Below are 15505 nucleotides of genomic sequence, written 5' to 3'. Positions count from 1 at the left end.
CCATGACCAGCTCAGCGGATTCCGAGAACGACCTGTCCTGGCTCCGCGGTACGCGAGTGCTGGTCGCCGGTGGGCGGGTGTCCGGTCAAGCGACCATCGAACCTCTCGTCGCCCTCGGTGCTGTCGTGACGGTTGCCGATTCGACCTTGGACTTCGCGGAGCGCTGCGCGGAGCTCGGCGCGGACATGGTGACCACCACCTCGATCGAGGATGCCCCGGATTCGATCACCGAGTACGGGCTCGTAGTCACCAGTCCGGGCTTTCGGCCGGATGCACCGATCCTTGCAGCCGCCGCCGGTCACGGGATTCCCATCTGGGGAGACGTCGAGTTTTCCTGGCGCGTCGACCACAGCGGGCACTTCGGCACACCCCGTAAATGGCTCGTCGTGACGGGGACGAACGGAAAGACCACGACGACGTCGATGCTGGCCTCGATTCTCGACGCCGCTGGAGTTGTCGGCCGAGCCTGCGGAAACATCGGGCTACCGATACTCGACGCACTCGCCGAGACGTCGCCGCGCGTGGAGTACCTCGCTGTCGAACTGTCGTCCTTCCAATTGCACTGGGCGCCTTCGGTGCGTCCGGATGCCGGCGTGGTCCTCAACGTCGCCGAGGATCACCTCGACTGGCACGGCGGAATGAGCGCGTACGCCGAGGCCAAGTCACGGGCGCTGAGCGGAAAGGTCGCGGTGGTCGGCCTCGATGACGCGATCGCTTCCGAACTGGGAACTCGCGCAACTGCAGACATTGTCACCGGGTTCAGATTGGGTGAACCGGGCGAAGGAGAACTGGGTGTCGAAGCGGGACACCTCGTGGACAACGCATTCGGCGATCACGTCCGCTTGGCCGAAGCAGCGTCGATAGATCCCGCCGGCCCGGCAGGCGTCATGGACGCGCTGGCCGCCGCCGCCTTGGCGCGGGCACTCGGATTCGAGGCAGACGTCGTCGAACGCGGTCTGGCCGCACACAAGGTCGGCCCACACCGAGGGGCGCTGGTCGGCCGTGTCGGGTCCGTTGTGTACATCGACGACTCCAAGGCCACCAATCCGCACGCAGCCAGACCGTCGATACTCGCGCACGATCGCGTCGTCTGGGTTGCAGGCGGTCTGCTCAAGGGAGCCAGCGTCGACCAATTGGTGAGCGAAGTCGGCCCTCGACTCTCCGGCGCTGTCCTTCTCGGGCGTGACGCTGGTGTGATCGAGGACGCGCTCGCGCGACACGCACCCGATGTTCCCGTGGTGCACGTGATGTCGGGGGACGATGCAGTGGTGAGCGAAAACAGCAGCAACTCGACTCTCACCATCCGGCTGCCGTCGGGTGCCGACGCGGATGCCGTCATGGCCGCAGTGGTAGTCGAAGCTGCCGAGTTGGCGTCCCCCGGTGATGCAGTTGTACTCGCCCCGGCCGCCGCGTCCTTGGACATGTTCGCCAGCTACGGACATCGTGGTGACAGCTTCGCCGCCGCCGTCGCCGCATTACCCGATCCGTTCACGGATTCGCCTGGCCAAGCCGGGAACTTGCGATGACCAAGGGTCCCAAGACCCGAATCGGTGCCTGGTTGGCGCGGCCGTTGGCGTCGTTCCACCTGGTGGTGACGATTGCCACGATGTTGACTGTCTTGGGGCTCGTGATGGTTCTGTCGGCGTCGAGCGTCGAGCAGTACGTGTCCGGTGGCTCGGCGTATTCGTTGTTCACCCAGCAGTTGATCTTCGCGATTCTCGGAGCTGTGCTCTTCTACGTCGCGCTCCGGATCCCGGCGAGAGTGCTCCGGCAGTATTCGTTTCCGCTGTTCGTCGTCGTGCTGATCATGCTGGTACTCGTCCTGATTCCGGGAATCGGCACAGAAGCGCAGGGCGCGCGTCGCTGGTTCAACGTCGGCGGGTTCTCGGTGCAGCCCTCGGAAATCATGAAGGTCGCCTTGGCGATCTGGGGCGCGCATCTGTTGGCCTCGAGGCGTCCGGACGACCGATCCGTGAAGTCGATCCTGATTCCGCTCGTGCCCGCAGCAATGCTGGTCTTCGCCTTGGTCGTCGCGCAGCCGAACCTCAGTACGACCATCGCATTGGGAATCATCGTCGGGGCCCTGCTGTGGTTCGGTGGGCTGCCACTGAAGCTCTTCGGCTCGATCGCGGTGACGGGCGTCGTCGTGGCGGGCGTGCTGGCGATGACGGCCGGTTATCGTTCCGATCGAGTTCAAGCCTTCTTCAACAAGAGCGACGACCTGCAGGGCAACAACTATCAGGCCAAGCAGGCTTTGTATTCGCTCGCCGACGGGGGCGTTTTCGGACGCGGACTCGGTCAGAGCGTCGCCAAGTGGAACTACCTACCCAACGCGCACAACGACTTCATCTTCGCGATCATCGGCGAAGAGTTGGGATTTGTCGGCTGCGCAGTGGTGATCGGTTTGTTCGCTGTATTCGTCTACACGGGATTGCGGATCGCAGCCCGCAGCATCGATCCGTTCTGGCGGCTCCTGTCGGCCACTGCAACTACCTGGATCGTCGGCCAGGCAATGATCAACATCGGTTACGTCATCGGACTGCTGCCGGTGACCGGACTCCAGTTGCCCCTGGTCTCCGCCGGCGGTTCGTCCTTGGCGATCACATTGTTCATGTTCGGTGTCATCGCCAATGCAGCGCGCCACGAGCCCGAAGCAGTTGCCGCTCTGAACTCCGGGCAGGACGGCAAGATCTCGAAGTTGCTCAGACTGCCGAAGCCCGTGCTGTACCACCCGCCGTCAGGGGGCCGGCCGATCCGTCGACCGAAGCCCGCACGGCAGATCGAACCGGCACGCGGACGCGACGGCCGGCGCGCGATCGAGACGGGCGATCGACGCAAGCGGGCAGATCAAGGTGCTCGCCCTTCCTCGGATTCCAACCGAGGTGCGGCCGCTGGGTCACGGAAGCGCACCGCGGGAGGGCAGAATGGTCAGCGTCGGCAGGCGCCGACACGTAGGGCACAAGATCCACGAGAAGTTCGAGAGCGAGGAATTCGTAGGTGAGCGGCAACAAATCGGCTCTGTCGGTAGTGGTGGCAGGGGGAGGCACGGCTGGTCACATCGAACCCGCACTTGCTGTCGCGGACGCGGTCAAGGCCGCTGCGCCCGACACCAGAATCACTGCGCTCGGGACGGCGCGTGGTCTCGAAACCACCTTGGTGCCGGCTCGCGGGTACACGCTCGAGCTCATTCCCCCGGTTCCGCTTCCTCGTAAGCCCACGATGGATCTCGTCAAACTGCCGACACGCATCCTCGCCTCGGTGCGCAAGACCCGTGAGGTACTCGATTCCGTCGACGCCGACGTGATCGTCGGTTTCGGTGGTTACGTCGCGCTTCCGGCGTATCTTGCCGCACGTGGCGGTGTTCTTCGGCGCCGCCGCAAGATTCCGATCGTCATCCACGAGGCGAACGCCAGTGCCGGCATCGCGAACAAGATCGGTGCTCGCCTGGCGACGCGGGTGCTTGCTGCTGTTCCGGGTTCCGGAGTGAAGAACCGCGGCGATCAGGACGCCGAGATCGTCGGCATCCCGGTTCGCGCGTCGATCGCCAATTTCGATCGAGCTGGACTCCGCTCGCAAGCTCGCGAGTACTTCGGACTACCTCAGGACGGTCCCGTTCTGCTCGTCTTCGGCGGATCGCAAGGCGCGAAGTCGCTCAACGACGCGGTGTCCGGAGCAGCGGAAGAACTGGCGAAGGCCGGGATCTCGGTCCTTCACGCACACGGACCCAAGAACTCCCTCGAAGTCACGCAGTACTCGGAGACGGCACCGTATGTGGCTGTTCCTTATCTTTCGCGGATGGATCTCGCGTATGCCGCAGCCGACGCGACTATCTGTCGTTCGGGCGCGATGACGGTCGCCGAGGTCTCGGCGGTCGGGCTTCCGGCCGTCTACGTTCCGTTGCCGCACGGCAATGGTGAGCAGGAACTCAACGCGAAACCCGTTGTCGCAGCGGGCGGTGCGATCATCGTCTCCGACAACGAGCTCACGCCGACGTTCGTCGCCGGTACCGTCGTCCCGATGCTGAGCGACAGCGCGCGCCTCGACAAGATGAGCAGTGGCGCTGCCAACGTCGGGCACCGCACCGCGGCAACCGAGATCGCACGGATCGTGCTCGACATCGCGGCAAAGGAAAACGCCGTCCAGGAAAACGCAAGGGGAAACCGATGACCGCGCTGCCCGCCCACCTCGAGCGAGTACACATGGTCGGAATCGGCGGTGCCGGTATGTCCGGCATCGCTCGAATTCTGCTTTCCCGCGGGGGCCTCGTCTCGGGTTCGGACGCCAAGGAGAGCCGAGGAGTCCTGGCGCTCCGTGCACGCGGGGCGCAGGTCCGCATCGGCCACGACGCCGATGCTCTCGACCTGCTGCCGGGTGGTCCGACCGTCGTCGTCACGACGCACGCGGCTATCCCGAAGGACAACCCGGAACTCGTCGAGGCCGCTCGCCGCGGAATCCCGGTGATTCTTCGTCCGGCTGTCCTTGCATCACTGATGCAGGGCAATCGCACGTTCCTGGTTTCGGGTACACACGGCAAGACGTCGACAACGTCGATGCTCGTGGTCGCCCTGCAGCACTGTGGTTTCGACCCTTCGTTCGCCGTTGGCGGCGAACTCAACGAAGCGGGAACGAATGCCCATCACGGCAGCGGTGACGTCTTTGTCGCGGAGGCGGACGAGAGTGACGGGTCGCTGTTGCAGTACGACCCCAACGTGATCGTCGTGACCAACATCGAGGCCGATCACCTCGACTATTTCGGGAGTGTCGAAGCGTATGTGAAGGTGTTCGACGATTTTGTCGACAAGTTGCGTCCGGGTGGGCTCTTGATTGCTTGCCTCGACGACCCGGGATCGGCGGATCTCGCGAAGCGAATCGTGGCCTCGGGCCGTTCGGACATCCGGGTACTCGGTTACGGATCGGCAGACGCGCAGGAAGTGGAGGCGGGCACCGCCTTCGAGCCTGTCGACGGTGTCGAGGTCGGAGTCCGACTACTGGGCTTCCATGCGCACGATGTCGGGGGAGTCCTGCAGTTCCACCTGGCGGGCGAGAGCGCCGCGCGAACCGTGCGGATGGCAGTGCCGGGTCGTCACATGGCGCTCAACGCACTTGCGGCTCTACTGGCTGCCCGTGACGCCGGCGCCGAGACGGAGGAGATCGTCGAGGGGCTCGCCGGATTCGGTGGCGTACACCGCCGGTTCCAGTTCACCGGCCGCGAGCGTGGTGTCCGGGTGTTCGACGACTACGCCCACCATCCGACCGAAGTTCGTGCGGTTCTCGGCGCGGCGGCGGATCTGGTTCGACCGGAGGACGATTCGTCGTCGACCAATTCGGCAGCCGGACGCGTGATCGTGGTCTTCCAACCTCATCTCTATTCACGCACCGCCGCGTTTGCCGAGGAGTTCGCGCAGGCGCTGGACTTGGCCGACGAGGTTGTCGTTCTCGATGTCTACGGCGCTCGCGAAGCGCCGATGCCGGGCGTCAGTGGTGCGCTGGTCGCTCAGTCGGTCACGAAACCTGTTCACTATCAACCGGATCTGTCACAGGCGCCGAAGCAGGTGGCGGCGTTGGCTCACCCCGGCGACATCGTCATCACGATGGGTGCCGGTGACGTGACCATGCTCGGCAAACAGATCCTCGATGCTTTGCGTTCGGCGCCGCATCCCGCGCCGCGATGACACCCGACGCACGAAGTCGGCGCGGGCGTCGAGATCCTCGAGCCAGACAAGCCACCAGTACGCGTCGGCGCAGTACTCGCACCGAATCGCGATACTCGACGCGGTCGACGGAGCCGGCTCCCGAACCCACACCGACTCGTAAGTGGTTCAAGCGACCGCTGATCGTGGCACCGCTGGCAATCGTGCTGGTGGTGGGAATTGCGTTGACGGCTTGGTTGTCTCCGGTGCTCTCGGTCCGGGGCACCGAAATTCTCGGTGCGACGACCGTCAGTGAGGAACAGATCCTTTCGCTCCTGGCCGTACCGACCGGTCAGCCGTTGATGCGGGTAGACACCGGCGCCGCCGCCGCACGTGTGGCGACGATTCCGAAGGTGGCCTCGGCTCGTGTGCAGCGGATGTATCCGTCGACTATCCGCGTCACCGTCACCGAACGGGTACCGGTCGTCTTCGTCGACTCACCTGAGGGTGCACACCTGCTGGACGAGAAGGGCGTCGACTTCGAGATGGGCGTCCCGCCGCCCGGGGTTCCGCGTCTGGTGACACCGACGCCCGGGTGGAACGACGAGCCGACGCTTGCCGCGCTCGAGGTGTTGTCGGTGTTGCCGCCGGATCTGAGATTTCAGGTGGGAGAGGTTGCCGCTCGGTCGATTTCGAGTGTCACGCTGACTCTGCTCGACGGTCGCGTCGTAAACTGGGGCGGTGTCGAGCACTCGGATCGTAAGGCTGCTGTGACGCTTCCGCTGTTGACCCAACCGGGGCAGACGTACGACGTGTCCAGTCCTGATCTGCCGACGGTGCGATAGCGCCCGGTGCAGCCGTGCGTCAGTGCGCAGCAAATACTTCGGTGTGTCTCGGCGCGCCTAATGGCGGAACGCGACGACGGTGCATAGCGTTTCGTTTCAGATCGAATACTTGACATAACTCTAACCCTGTGGTTGAGGTTTAGGGTTGTTCTCGAAAAGCATGAAGCTACAAAAACAGCAGTAACAAAGACAGCAGCACTGACAAGCAGCGTGAAACACGACACGGAAGGCGAGAGCCGATGACGCCCCCGCACAACTACCTCGCCGTAATCAAGGTCGTCGGCATCGGCGGCGGCGGCGTGAACGCAGTCAACCGCATGATCGAACAGGGACTCAAGGGAGTCGAGTTCATCGCGGTCAACACGGACGCGCAAGCCCTTCTGATGAGTGACGCCGACGTCAAGCTCGACGTCGGTCGTGAATTGACCCGTGGCCTCGGCGCCGGTGCCGACCCGGAAGTGGGTCGCAAGGCAGCCGAAGATCACAAGGACGAGATCGAAGAGGTCATCAAGGGCGCCGACATGGTGTTCGTGACCGCAGGCGAGGGCGGTGGCACCGGAACCGGTGGTGCCCCTGTCGTGGCAAGCATCGCCCGGAAGCTGGGCGCACTCACCGTCGGTGTCGTGACGCGACCGTTCTCTTTCGAGGGCAAGCGTCGTGGGGGACAGGCGGATACCGGAATCCAGGCGCTCCGCGAGTCCTGCGACACGCTCATCGTCATTCCCAACGATCGCCTGCTCCAGCTCGGTGACGCGGCCGTCAGCCTGATGGACGCGTTCCGCAGCGCGGACGAGGTTCTCCTCAACGGCGTCCAGGGCATCACCGACCTCATCACCACTCCGGGTCTGATCAACGTCGACTTCGCGGACGTCAAGGGTGTCATGTCCGGTGCCGGTAGTGCGTTGATGGGAATCGGTTCCTCGCGGGGTGAGGGACGCGCGATCAAGGCGGCGGAATCCGCGATCAATTCCCCGCTCCTCGAAGCTTCGATGGAAGGCGCCCGCGGCGTGCTCCTGTCGATCGCCGGCGGTAGCGATCTGGGTCTGTTCGAGATCAACGAGGCGGCTTCGCTGGTGCAGGAAGCTGCCCACATCGACGCCAACATCATCTTCGGAACGGTCATCGACGATTCACTCGGTGACGAGGTTCGTGTGACGGTCATCGCTGCGGGATTCGACGGAGGAGCTCCGGCTCGTCGTCCCGTGGAGTCGACCGCGCAGGGACGTGGAGCTATCGGCGCCGGGCGCGCGGGTGAGGTCGGCCGGTCGCCGGTGGCCGCCGAACCTGCTGGCGAGCAGCCGATTTCCGCAGCGCGCGAGACCACCGGTTCGGGCAGCTTGCCTCCGATCGGTGGCCCCCGCCATGCGCCGGTCCAGGAAGACGAGGGCGACGACGACGTCGACGTGCCGGTCTTCATGCGTCGCTGACGTAGGGCTACAAACAGTTTCGAGAACAGGGTGCCCGGAATTTCTGGGTACCCTGTTCTTGACTGGATGTCCGGTCACGTCTGAGCCGGACGACAACTTTCGACGTTTGTGAGCACACTTATCTTGAGTACCGAGAAGTCGACCACCCGCACCCGCATTCGCCGCGTCGTGACCAGCCGAGCCGGTGGTGTTTCCGCGTCACCGTACGAGTCGTTCAATCTGGGCGATCACGTCGGAGACGATCCGGCAGCCGTCGATGCGAATCGCCGACGTCTGGCACGCGAAATAGGCGTCGAGCCTGACCATCTCGTGTGGATGGAACAAATCCATTCGCGCAACGTCACTGTCGTGACGGAACCGACCGACGAAGTGATTCCGGCGACGGATGCTCTGGTCACCACTGTTCCCGGCCTGGCGCTCGCCACCCTCAGTGCAGATTGTGTTCCCGTTCTGCTCTCCGACGAGGAGGCCGGTGTGATCGCGGCCGTTCATGCCGGACGGATCGGTGCCCGCATCGGTATCGTCCCGCGCGTCCTCGCGGAGATGGTGCGTCAGGGCGCGGACGTTTCGCGTATCGGCGCCTTCCTCGGTCCGGCTGCGAGCGGACGCCAGTACGAGGTTCCCGCTGCGATGCGCGCGGACGTGGAAAAGCACTTGCCGGGCAGCGCAACTCGCACCGAGAAGGGCACGCCGGGGCTCGATCTGCGTGCGGGACTGCGTAAGCAGTTGCTCGCCGCGGGTGTGTCCGGTGTCGCCGAGGACCCGCGGTGCACGATCGAGGATCGCGCGTTGTTCAGTCATCGCCGAGAATCTCTGACCGGGCGTCAAGCTGCAGTGATCTGGATGGAAGCGCCCGCAGCGCAGGAAACCGTCTAGGCAGAAATGCGCGAGACGGAAATGCGGCTGACAGAAATATCGACGGCACTCGACTCGGTGAGGGCGCGATTGGCGGCCGCCTGCCTTGCCGCCGGTCGCGAGGTTTCCGACGTAGCACTGCTGCCGGTGACCAAATTCTTTCCGGCGTCCGACGCTCGAATCCTGTACGAACTGGGTTGCCGTGAATTCGGTGAGTCTCGTGAGCAGGAAGCAGTGGAGAAGGTCGCGGACTTCGACGGCGCTGCACAGACGGGCGCGATCGATGATCCGGTTCGCTGGCACATGATCGGACAGTTGCAGCGCAACAAAGCTCGGTCGGTAGCGAAGTGGGCCTATGCAATTCACTCGGTAGGCAGTGCGCGACTGGCCGATGCACTCGATCGGGCTGCGCTGAGTGCTTTGTCGGACGGTGAGCGCACGGAGCCGCTCCGGGCGCTCATCCAGGTAAGTCTCGACGGAGACCCCGCGCGTGGCGGAGTTCCGACGGGCGAGCTAACGCCTCTCGCCGAGCGGATCGAATCAGCCGAAGGTCTCGAATTCGCGGGACTGATGGCCGTCCCGCCGCTTGGATCAGATCCGGACGAGCAGTTCGAAATCCTCCGCAGGGCACATCTTTTGATCCTCGAATCGCATCCCCGGGCAACCGAACTCTCGGCCGGTATGACCGGCGATCTGGAGGCTGCAGTGCGCCACGGATCAACCTGCGTGCGTGTCGGAACCGCACTGCTCGGCTCACGACCAGTAATCTCGAGGTGATCGCTCAGGTGATCGCCCAACCCGTCCACACCGCTGCGACCGGTCGCAGTCGGATTGATTCCGCCGCGCCAAGGAAGGTCGATCAATGAGCAACCTGCATAAGTTCAAGGCTTACTTCGGCATGGTTCCCCTCGATGACTACGAGGACGAATACGTGGAGGAGCCCGATCAGGCTCGCCGCGCACCCCGTCGTAGTCACGACGGCTATGCCGAGCGCGACGACCGCGAGTTCGTCGAACCTGCCTTCTCGAAGGCGAGCTACGCGCCCAGTCGTCGTGACGAAGAGGACGCGGAGTTCGATCGCTACGATTCCCGGCCCCGCGTCGACACCGTTCCCAGCCGCAGCAGCCGCCCGGCGATGGCGCCGCGCCCGGCAAGCCGTGGCAACCTCGCGGTCGACGCGCGCGCAGAGCGACCCGAAGCGCGACGTGCGCCGGTTGTCGACGACGGCGGCCCGCTCGCCAAGATCACGACACTGCGTCCGCAGAGCTACGCAGAGGCCCGCACCATCGGTGAGCGGTTCCGGGACGGCACTCCCGTCATCATGGATCTGGTCGACATGAGCAACGCCGACGCGAAGCGTCTGGTCGATTTCGCGGCCGGCCTGGCATTCGCATTGCGTGGTTCTTTCGACAAGGTAGCCACCAAAGTGTTTCTTCTCTCACCGGCGGACATCGACGTTTCCGCCGAGGAGCGCCGTCGGATCGCCGAGACGGGTTTCTACAGCCAGAAATGATGGTCTCGACCGCAGTCCGGCCCCTGAGCAGGGGTGACGTGAGCACATTCGAACGGCGGCCCGCCTCGGCGGACGCCGCATTCGGACCCATCGCCGGCCGTTACAAGACGGACTCGATGCGGACCGGTTCCGGAATTGCTGCGGTGTGTCTGTTTTGGACACACCGCAGAAGTCAGGCAGAGTGAGGGTGTGGACGCGCTTCTCTCTGTGATCTATCTGGTGCTGGTTGTCTTCTGGCTGTTGCTGATCGGCAGAGTGATCGTCGAGTTCGTTCGTTCGTTTGCCAGAGATTGGCGACCGACCGGATTGGTCGCAGTCATTCTCGAAACCATTTTTACGATCACCGATCCTCCGGTGAAACTGCTCCGCAGGTTGATCCCCCCGATCAACCTCGGTGGAGTTCGCTTGGATCTATCCATCATGGTCTTGCTTTTCATCGTCATCATCCTGATGTCGGTTGTTCGCTGAGCGCAGTCCGAGTGAGTGGTATGCCAGAATGGATGCCATAACTCATCCAGTGGTTCGCCACTACGTAGTTCGCCACTACGTAGACTGTGTTGCAACTGAATGCTTGCTAGACCGCCAAATGACGCGTGAAGGGATCCTTCCATGCCGCAACTGACTCCAGCTGACGTGCACAACGTTGCGTTCAGCAAGCCGCCTATCGGCAAGCGTGGCTACAACGAGGACGAGGTCGACGCATTCCTCGACCTCGTCGAGCAGGCGCTGTCGCAGCTCATCGAAGAGAATGCGGACCTGCGCCAGCGCGTAGGTGAGCTGGATCAGGAGCTCGCGGCTGCCAAGAAGTCGCCGGCACCTGCTCAGCAGGCAGCACCCGTCGCAGCGCAGCCCAAGCCGGAGCCCGCTCGGGTCGTCGAACCGCCCAAGCCTGCACCTGTTGCAGCGCCGGTTCCCGCCGCCGCTGCCGTTGCAGCGCCGCAGAGCGGCGACACCCACATGCAGGCCGCAAAGGTCCTCGGACTGGCTCAGGAGATGGCGGATCGCCTCACCAACGATGCCAAGACCGAGTCCGAGCAGCTGCTCGGCAGTGCCCGCACCAACTCCGAGCAGCTCATGAGCGAGGCTCGCAGCAAGGCTGACGGCATGATCGCGGATGCGCGCAACAAGTCGGAGGCGATGCTCACCGACGCTCAGACTCGCTCCGAGACCCAGCTTCGCCAGGCTCAGGAGAAGGCAGACGCTCTCAAGGCGGACGCCGAGAAGAAGCACACCGAAATCATGGCGACCATCAACCAGCAGCGTTCGGTCCTCGAGGGCCGTATCGAGCAGCTCAAGACGTTCGAACGCGAGTACCGGGTGCGCCTGAAGTCCTACCTGGAATCGCAGCTCGAAGAGCTCGAACAGCGCGGCTCGGCCGTTCCGGTCGACGGTGGACAGGATTCCTACAGCCCGTCCTTCGCCAAGGGAAACAGCTGACCGAGAGCGCCCCGTCGGCTCAGCTATCGGACCGGACAAAGGTTGATACGTGCTGGTCGTGACGTTGGTTCTCGCGGGAGTTGGTTTCGCTCTCCTGATCGTCGCCCTGACCACAGGGTCGTTGATCTGGGCGTGGGCATGTATCGCGATTTGTGTAGCAGGTGCCGTCCTCCTGCTGGTCAGTGCGCTGACCAGCAGGAAGGCGGTTCCTTCGTTGGATGACCCGGCATCGGGCAGCGGAATGTCGTCGCCTTACGGTCGAGTCGAGAGTTCCTCGAATTCGTCGATCGACGATGCAGCCACCGCCAACGATGACAATCAGAGAAATGATGGCGAGTCGCCGGGTGGCCCCGACAAGTCCTAGGGCGAGTTCCGACAAGGTCCAGGACGAGTATTAGACTGTCCAACACGAATACCAGGCTGTGATCCGGCAATCACCGGGGAGCTTTCGGAAGAACGGTTCTTGTCGCTTCAGGCGCCCAGAACTCAGTAGAACCGAACGGGTGAGCCCGTCACAGCTCGATCGAGTGGCACCTCGGGATCCAAGCGCGGATCTACGGGGTGCAAACGGGGTGGTACCGCGGTGTCGGCGCACAAGCGCCACGTCGTCCCCGTGCCGAGTCCGACTGGCACGAGGAGATCGCCATGGCGAGTAACGGGTATCCCAAAGTCGACTACGGTGTCCCCGCCGACACCGGAGTCAAGTTCCCCGAACTGGAACAGAAAGTCCTGAAACAGTGGGACGACGACGACACCTTCCGTGCGTCGGTTTCCAATCGGGACGGCAGCGAAGAGTTCGTTTTCTACGACGGACCGCCTTTCGCAAACGGCTTGCCGCATTACGGTCACCTGCTGACGGGGTACGTCAAGGACCTGGTGCCGCGCTTCCAGACCATGCGTGGACGCAAGGTCGAGCGACGCTTCGGCTGGGACTGCCATGGCCTGCCCGCAGAACTCGAAGCGGAGAAGCAACTCGGCATCAAGGACAAGGCCGAGATCGAAGTCATGGGTCTGGCCAAGTTCAACGAGTACTGCAAGGCCTCGGTGCTCAAGTACACCGACGAGTGGCGCGACTACGTCACCCGCCAGGCACGTTGGGTCGACTTCGACAACGACTACAAGACCCTGGACGTCGACTTCATGGAGTCCGTCATGTGGGCCTTCAAGGAGCTGCACGACAAGGGCCTGATCTATCAGGGCTTCCGCGTGCTGCCCTACAGCTGGTACGAGCAGACTCCGCTGTCCAATCAAGAGACTCGTCTCGACGACGCGTACAAGATGCGTCAGGATCCTGCAGTCACGGTCGACATGCCGCTGGTCGCTCCGGGTTCACCATTGGACGGCGCAAACGCGATCATCTGGACCACGACTCCGTGGACACTGCCGTCCAACTTGGCCACTGCGGTTCATCCCGAGGTCGACTACGTCCAGGTGCTCGGCGAGGACGGAAAGCGGTACGTGCTCGCGGAAGCACGGGTTGCTCATTACGCACGTGAGCTGGGGGAGGACCCCGAGGTCGTTTCCCGTCACAAGGGCGCCGAGCTGGTCGGACTGTCGTACACACCGCCGTTCGACTTCTTCCTCGGACATCCGAACGCGCACGTCGTGCTTTCGGCCGACTACGTGACAACCGATTCCGGAACCGGAATCGTCCACCTCGCACCGGCTTTCGGTGAGGAGGATATGGATGTCGCCACGGCCAACGGTATCGAGGTCGTGCAGCCGCTCGATCCGGGTGGAAAGTTCACCTCGATGGTTCCGCCGTACGAGGGCTTGATGGTCTTCGACGCCAACCCGGTCATCATCAAGGACCTCAAGGCCGCTGGAAAGCTGCTGCGGCACGAGACGATCGAGCACTCGTACCCGCACAGTTGGCGCAGTGGGCAGCCGCTCATCTACATGGCGGTTCCCTCGTGGTTCGTCGCGGTCACCAAGTTCCGCGATCGCATGGTCGAGCTGAACAAGGACATCACGTGGGTGCCCGAGCACATCCGTGACGGCCAGTTCGGCAAGTGGCTCGAAGGTGCACGCGACTGGAACATCAGCCGAAACCGCTACTGGGGCAGCCCGATCCCGGTGTGGGTGTCGGACGATCCGCAGTACCCGCGTACGGACGTCTACGGATCGCTCGATCAGTTGGAGGCAGACTTCGGTGTGCGTCCGACCGATCTGCATCGCCCGATGATCGACGACCTGGTCCGCCCGAACCCCGACGACCCGACCGGGAAGTCGATGATGCGCCGCGTTCCCGAGGTGCTCGACTGCTGGTTCGAATCCGGTTCGATGCCGTACGCGCAGGTGCACTACCCATTCGAGAACCGTGAATGGTTCGAGGGTCATTTCCCGGGCGATTTCATCGTCGAGTACAACGGGCAGACTCGCGGCTGGTTCTACACGCTGCACGTGCTGGCCACCGCACTCTTCGATCGTCCGGCGTTCAAAACCGTTGCTGCGCACGGCATCGTGCTCGGCGACGACGGACTCAAGATGAGCAAGTCCAAGGGCAACTACCCGGACGTGAAGGAGGTGTTCAACCGCGACGGCAGCGATGCGATGCGATGGTTCCTGATGTCTTCGCCGATCTTGCGCGGCGGAAACCTCATCGTGACCGAGCAGGGCATCCGCGAAGGTGTGCGTCAGGCATTGCTCCCGCTGTGGAACGCCTGGAGCTTCCTGCAGTTGTACGCCCCGGAATCCGGTGTGTGGCGTACCGACTCGGAGAACATCCTCGATCAGTACATCCTGGCCAAGCTCGCTACCACCCGCGACGTGATCACCGAGGCCCTCGAGGTCAACGACATCGCCGGCGCGTGCGACGAGCTTCGGTTGTTCTGTGATGCGCTCACCAACTGGTATGTGCGACGGTCTCGTTCGCGGTTCTGGGACGAGGATCGCGACGCGATCGACACCCTGCACACCGTGCTCGAGGTCGTGACGCGTCTCGCTGCGCCGCTGTTGCCGCTGGTGTCCGAGGTGATCTGGCGCGGGCTGACCGGGGAGCGCTCGGTTCACCTGGCTGATTGGCCCGAGGCGTCGGAGCTCCCCGCGAACCCCGAGCTGGTAGCGGCGATGGACGACGTCCGGACCGTGTGCTCCACGGTGCTGAGCCTGCGCAAGGCGCAGAATCTGCGTGTTCGTCTTCCGCTGCCCGAGGTCACGGTTGCGGCGCCGGATGCCGAGCGTCTGCGTCCGTTCCTCGGACTGATCGCCGACGAGGTCAACGTCAAGAAGGTTGATCTGACCGATGACGTCGACGTGCACGGGCGCTTCGAGATCGCGGTCAATGCGCGTGCTGCAGGACCGCGTCTGGGCAAGGCCGTTCAGACTGTCATCAAGGCGGTCAAGGCGGGCGACTGGACCGAGAACGCGGACGGCGTCGTGGTTGCGGCGGGCATCGAACTGCTGCCCGAGGAGTACACGCAGAAACTGGTTGCGGCCGAGCCGGATTCGACGGCTGCACTGCCGGACGGTGCGGGACTGGTCGTACTCGATTCCGCGGTGACGGAGGAACTCGAAGCCGAGGGATGGGCGAAGGACCGTATCCGTCAGTTGCAGGATGCGCGCCGCGCCGCCGGTTTCGACGTCTCGGACCGGATCAACGTCGTGCTCGAGGTTCCGCAGGACTGCAAGGAGTGGGCGGAGCGTCATCGCGAATTGATCGCCGGTGAGGTTCTGGCCACCTCCTTCTCGGTGGGTGAAGCGGGAGACGACGCCGTCGATCTCGGTGACGGTATCCGCGCCGCGATCACGAAGGTCTAATACCGCCATAGCTACTCCGGCTCCCCGATGAATGTCTGT

At 63.7% G+C, this 15505-nt stretch carries 13 protein-coding genes; all 13 read left to right on the top strand.

The window, feature by feature from the left end:
• Window positions 1-2: 2 nt before the first annotated feature.
• Complete coding sequence (gene murD, locus ATN37_RS05445; protein ID WP_081557981.1) at window positions 3-1526, top strand: UDP-N-acetylmuramoyl-L-alanine--D-glutamate ligase; 1524 nt, start codon at window positions 3-5, stop codon at window positions 1524-1526.
• Window positions 1523-3001 carry a putative lipid II flippase FtsW gene (gene ftsW / locus ATN37_RS05440; protein ID WP_003941724.1) on the top strand — a complete coding sequence of 493 codons (1479 nt, stop codon included), beginning with the start codon at window positions 1523-1525 and terminating at the stop codon, window positions 2999-3001. The genes murD and ftsW overlap by 4 nt, the downstream gene beginning before the upstream one ends.
• Entirely contained in the window at window positions 2998-4167 is a 1170-nt protein-coding gene (gene murG / locus ATN37_RS05435; protein WP_003941767.1) for an undecaprenyldiphospho-muramoylpentapeptide beta-N-acetylglucosaminyltransferase, read from the top strand. Before ftsW ends, murG begins: the two co-directional genes overlap by 4 nt.
• Window positions 4164-5672, top strand: coding sequence for a UDP-N-acetylmuramate--L-alanine ligase (gene murC / locus ATN37_RS05430; protein WP_218694887.1), 1509 nt, complete (start codon window positions 4164-4166; stop codon window positions 5670-5672). The genes murG and murC overlap by 4 nt, the downstream gene beginning before the upstream one ends.
• A 164-nt stretch (window positions 5673-5836) precedes the next feature.
• The gene (locus ATN37_RS05425; protein WP_063316280.1) at window positions 5837-6475 is read left to right on the top strand and encodes a cell division protein FtsQ/DivIB; all 639 of its coding nucleotides are present in this window, start codon (window positions 5837-5839) and stop codon (window positions 6473-6475) included.
• A gap of 239 nt (window positions 6476-6714) precedes the next feature.
• Entirely contained in the window at window positions 6715-7902 is a 1188-nt protein-coding gene (gene ftsZ / locus ATN37_RS05420) for a cell division protein FtsZ (RefSeq protein WP_003941788.1), read from the top strand.
• A 108-nt stretch (window positions 7903-8010) separates the two neighbouring features.
• A complete protein-coding gene (pgeF, locus tag ATN37_RS05415; protein WP_051649556.1) occupies window positions 8011-8778 on the top strand; it encodes a peptidoglycan editing factor PgeF in 768 nt (255 codons plus the stop codon).
• Between the two features lie 6 nt (window positions 8779-8784).
• Window positions 8785-9534: a YggS family pyridoxal phosphate-dependent enzyme gene (locus tag ATN37_RS05410; RefSeq protein WP_081557980.1), complete on the top strand. Its 750-nt coding sequence runs from the start codon at window positions 8785-8787 to the stop codon at window positions 9532-9534.
• An 85-nt stretch (window positions 9535-9619) separates the two neighbouring features.
• The gene (locus tag ATN37_RS05405; RefSeq protein ID WP_003941752.1) at window positions 9620-10270 is read left to right on the top strand and encodes a cell division protein SepF; all 651 of its coding nucleotides are present in this window, start codon (window positions 9620-9622) and stop codon (window positions 10268-10270) included.
• 189 nt (window positions 10271-10459) lie between these two features.
• Window positions 10460-10738, top strand: a complete 279-nt coding sequence (locus ATN37_RS05400; RefSeq protein ID WP_003941780.1) for a YggT family protein — start codon at window positions 10460-10462, stop codon at window positions 10736-10738.
• A gap of 141 nt (window positions 10739-10879) precedes the next feature.
• A complete protein-coding gene (locus tag ATN37_RS05395) occupies window positions 10880-11707 on the top strand; it encodes a DivIVA domain-containing protein (RefSeq protein WP_003941722.1) in 828 nt (275 codons plus the stop codon).
• 49 nt (window positions 11708-11756) lie between these two features.
• Entirely contained in the window at window positions 11757-12071 is a 315-nt protein-coding gene (locus tag ATN37_RS05390) for a hypothetical protein (RefSeq protein WP_075833426.1), read from the top strand.
• Between the two features lie 281 nt (window positions 12072-12352).
• A complete protein-coding gene (gene ileS / locus ATN37_RS05385; protein WP_218694885.1) occupies window positions 12353-15466 on the top strand; it encodes an isoleucine--tRNA ligase in 3114 nt (1037 codons plus the stop codon).
• Window positions 15467-15505: the final 39 nt, after the last annotated feature.

Origin of the sequence: Rhodococcus sp. MH15, from assembly GCF_019266045.1 — a bacterium.
Lineage (GTDB): Bacteria > Actinomycetota > Actinomycetes > Mycobacteriales > Mycobacteriaceae > Rhodococcus_F > Rhodococcus_F qingshengii.
Note: the sequence above shows the minus strand (reverse complement) of the source record. Positions and strands in the feature narration are given on the sequence as shown.

Excerpts from the sequence above, each read along its gene's own strand:
- ATN37_RS05410 (WP_081557980.1), top strand. The coding sequence starts at position 8,785 with ATGCGCGAGACGGAAATGCGGCTGACAGAAATATCGACGGCACTCGAC.
- ileS (WP_218694885.1), top strand. The coding sequence starts at position 12,353 with ATGGCGAGTAACGGGTATCCCAAAGTCGACTACGGTGTCCCCGCCGAC.
- murD (WP_081557981.1), top strand. The coding sequence starts at position 3 with ATGACCAGCTCAGCGGATTCCGAGAACGACCTGTCCTGGCTCCGCGGT.
- murC (WP_218694887.1), top strand. The coding sequence starts at position 4,164 with ATGACCGCGCTGCCCGCCCACCTCGAGCGAGTACACATGGTCGGAATC.
- ftsZ (WP_003941788.1), top strand. The coding sequence starts at position 6,715 with ATGACGCCCCCGCACAACTACCTCGCCGTAATCAAGGTCGTCGGCATC.
- ATN37_RS05395 (WP_003941722.1), top strand. The coding sequence starts at position 10,880 with ATGCCGCAACTGACTCCAGCTGACGTGCACAACGTTGCGTTCAGCAAG.
- ATN37_RS05405 (WP_003941752.1), top strand. The coding sequence starts at position 9,620 with ATGAGCAACCTGCATAAGTTCAAGGCTTACTTCGGCATGGTTCCCCTC.
- ftsW (WP_003941724.1), top strand. The coding sequence starts at position 1,523 with ATGACCAAGGGTCCCAAGACCCGAATCGGTGCCTGGTTGGCGCGGCCG.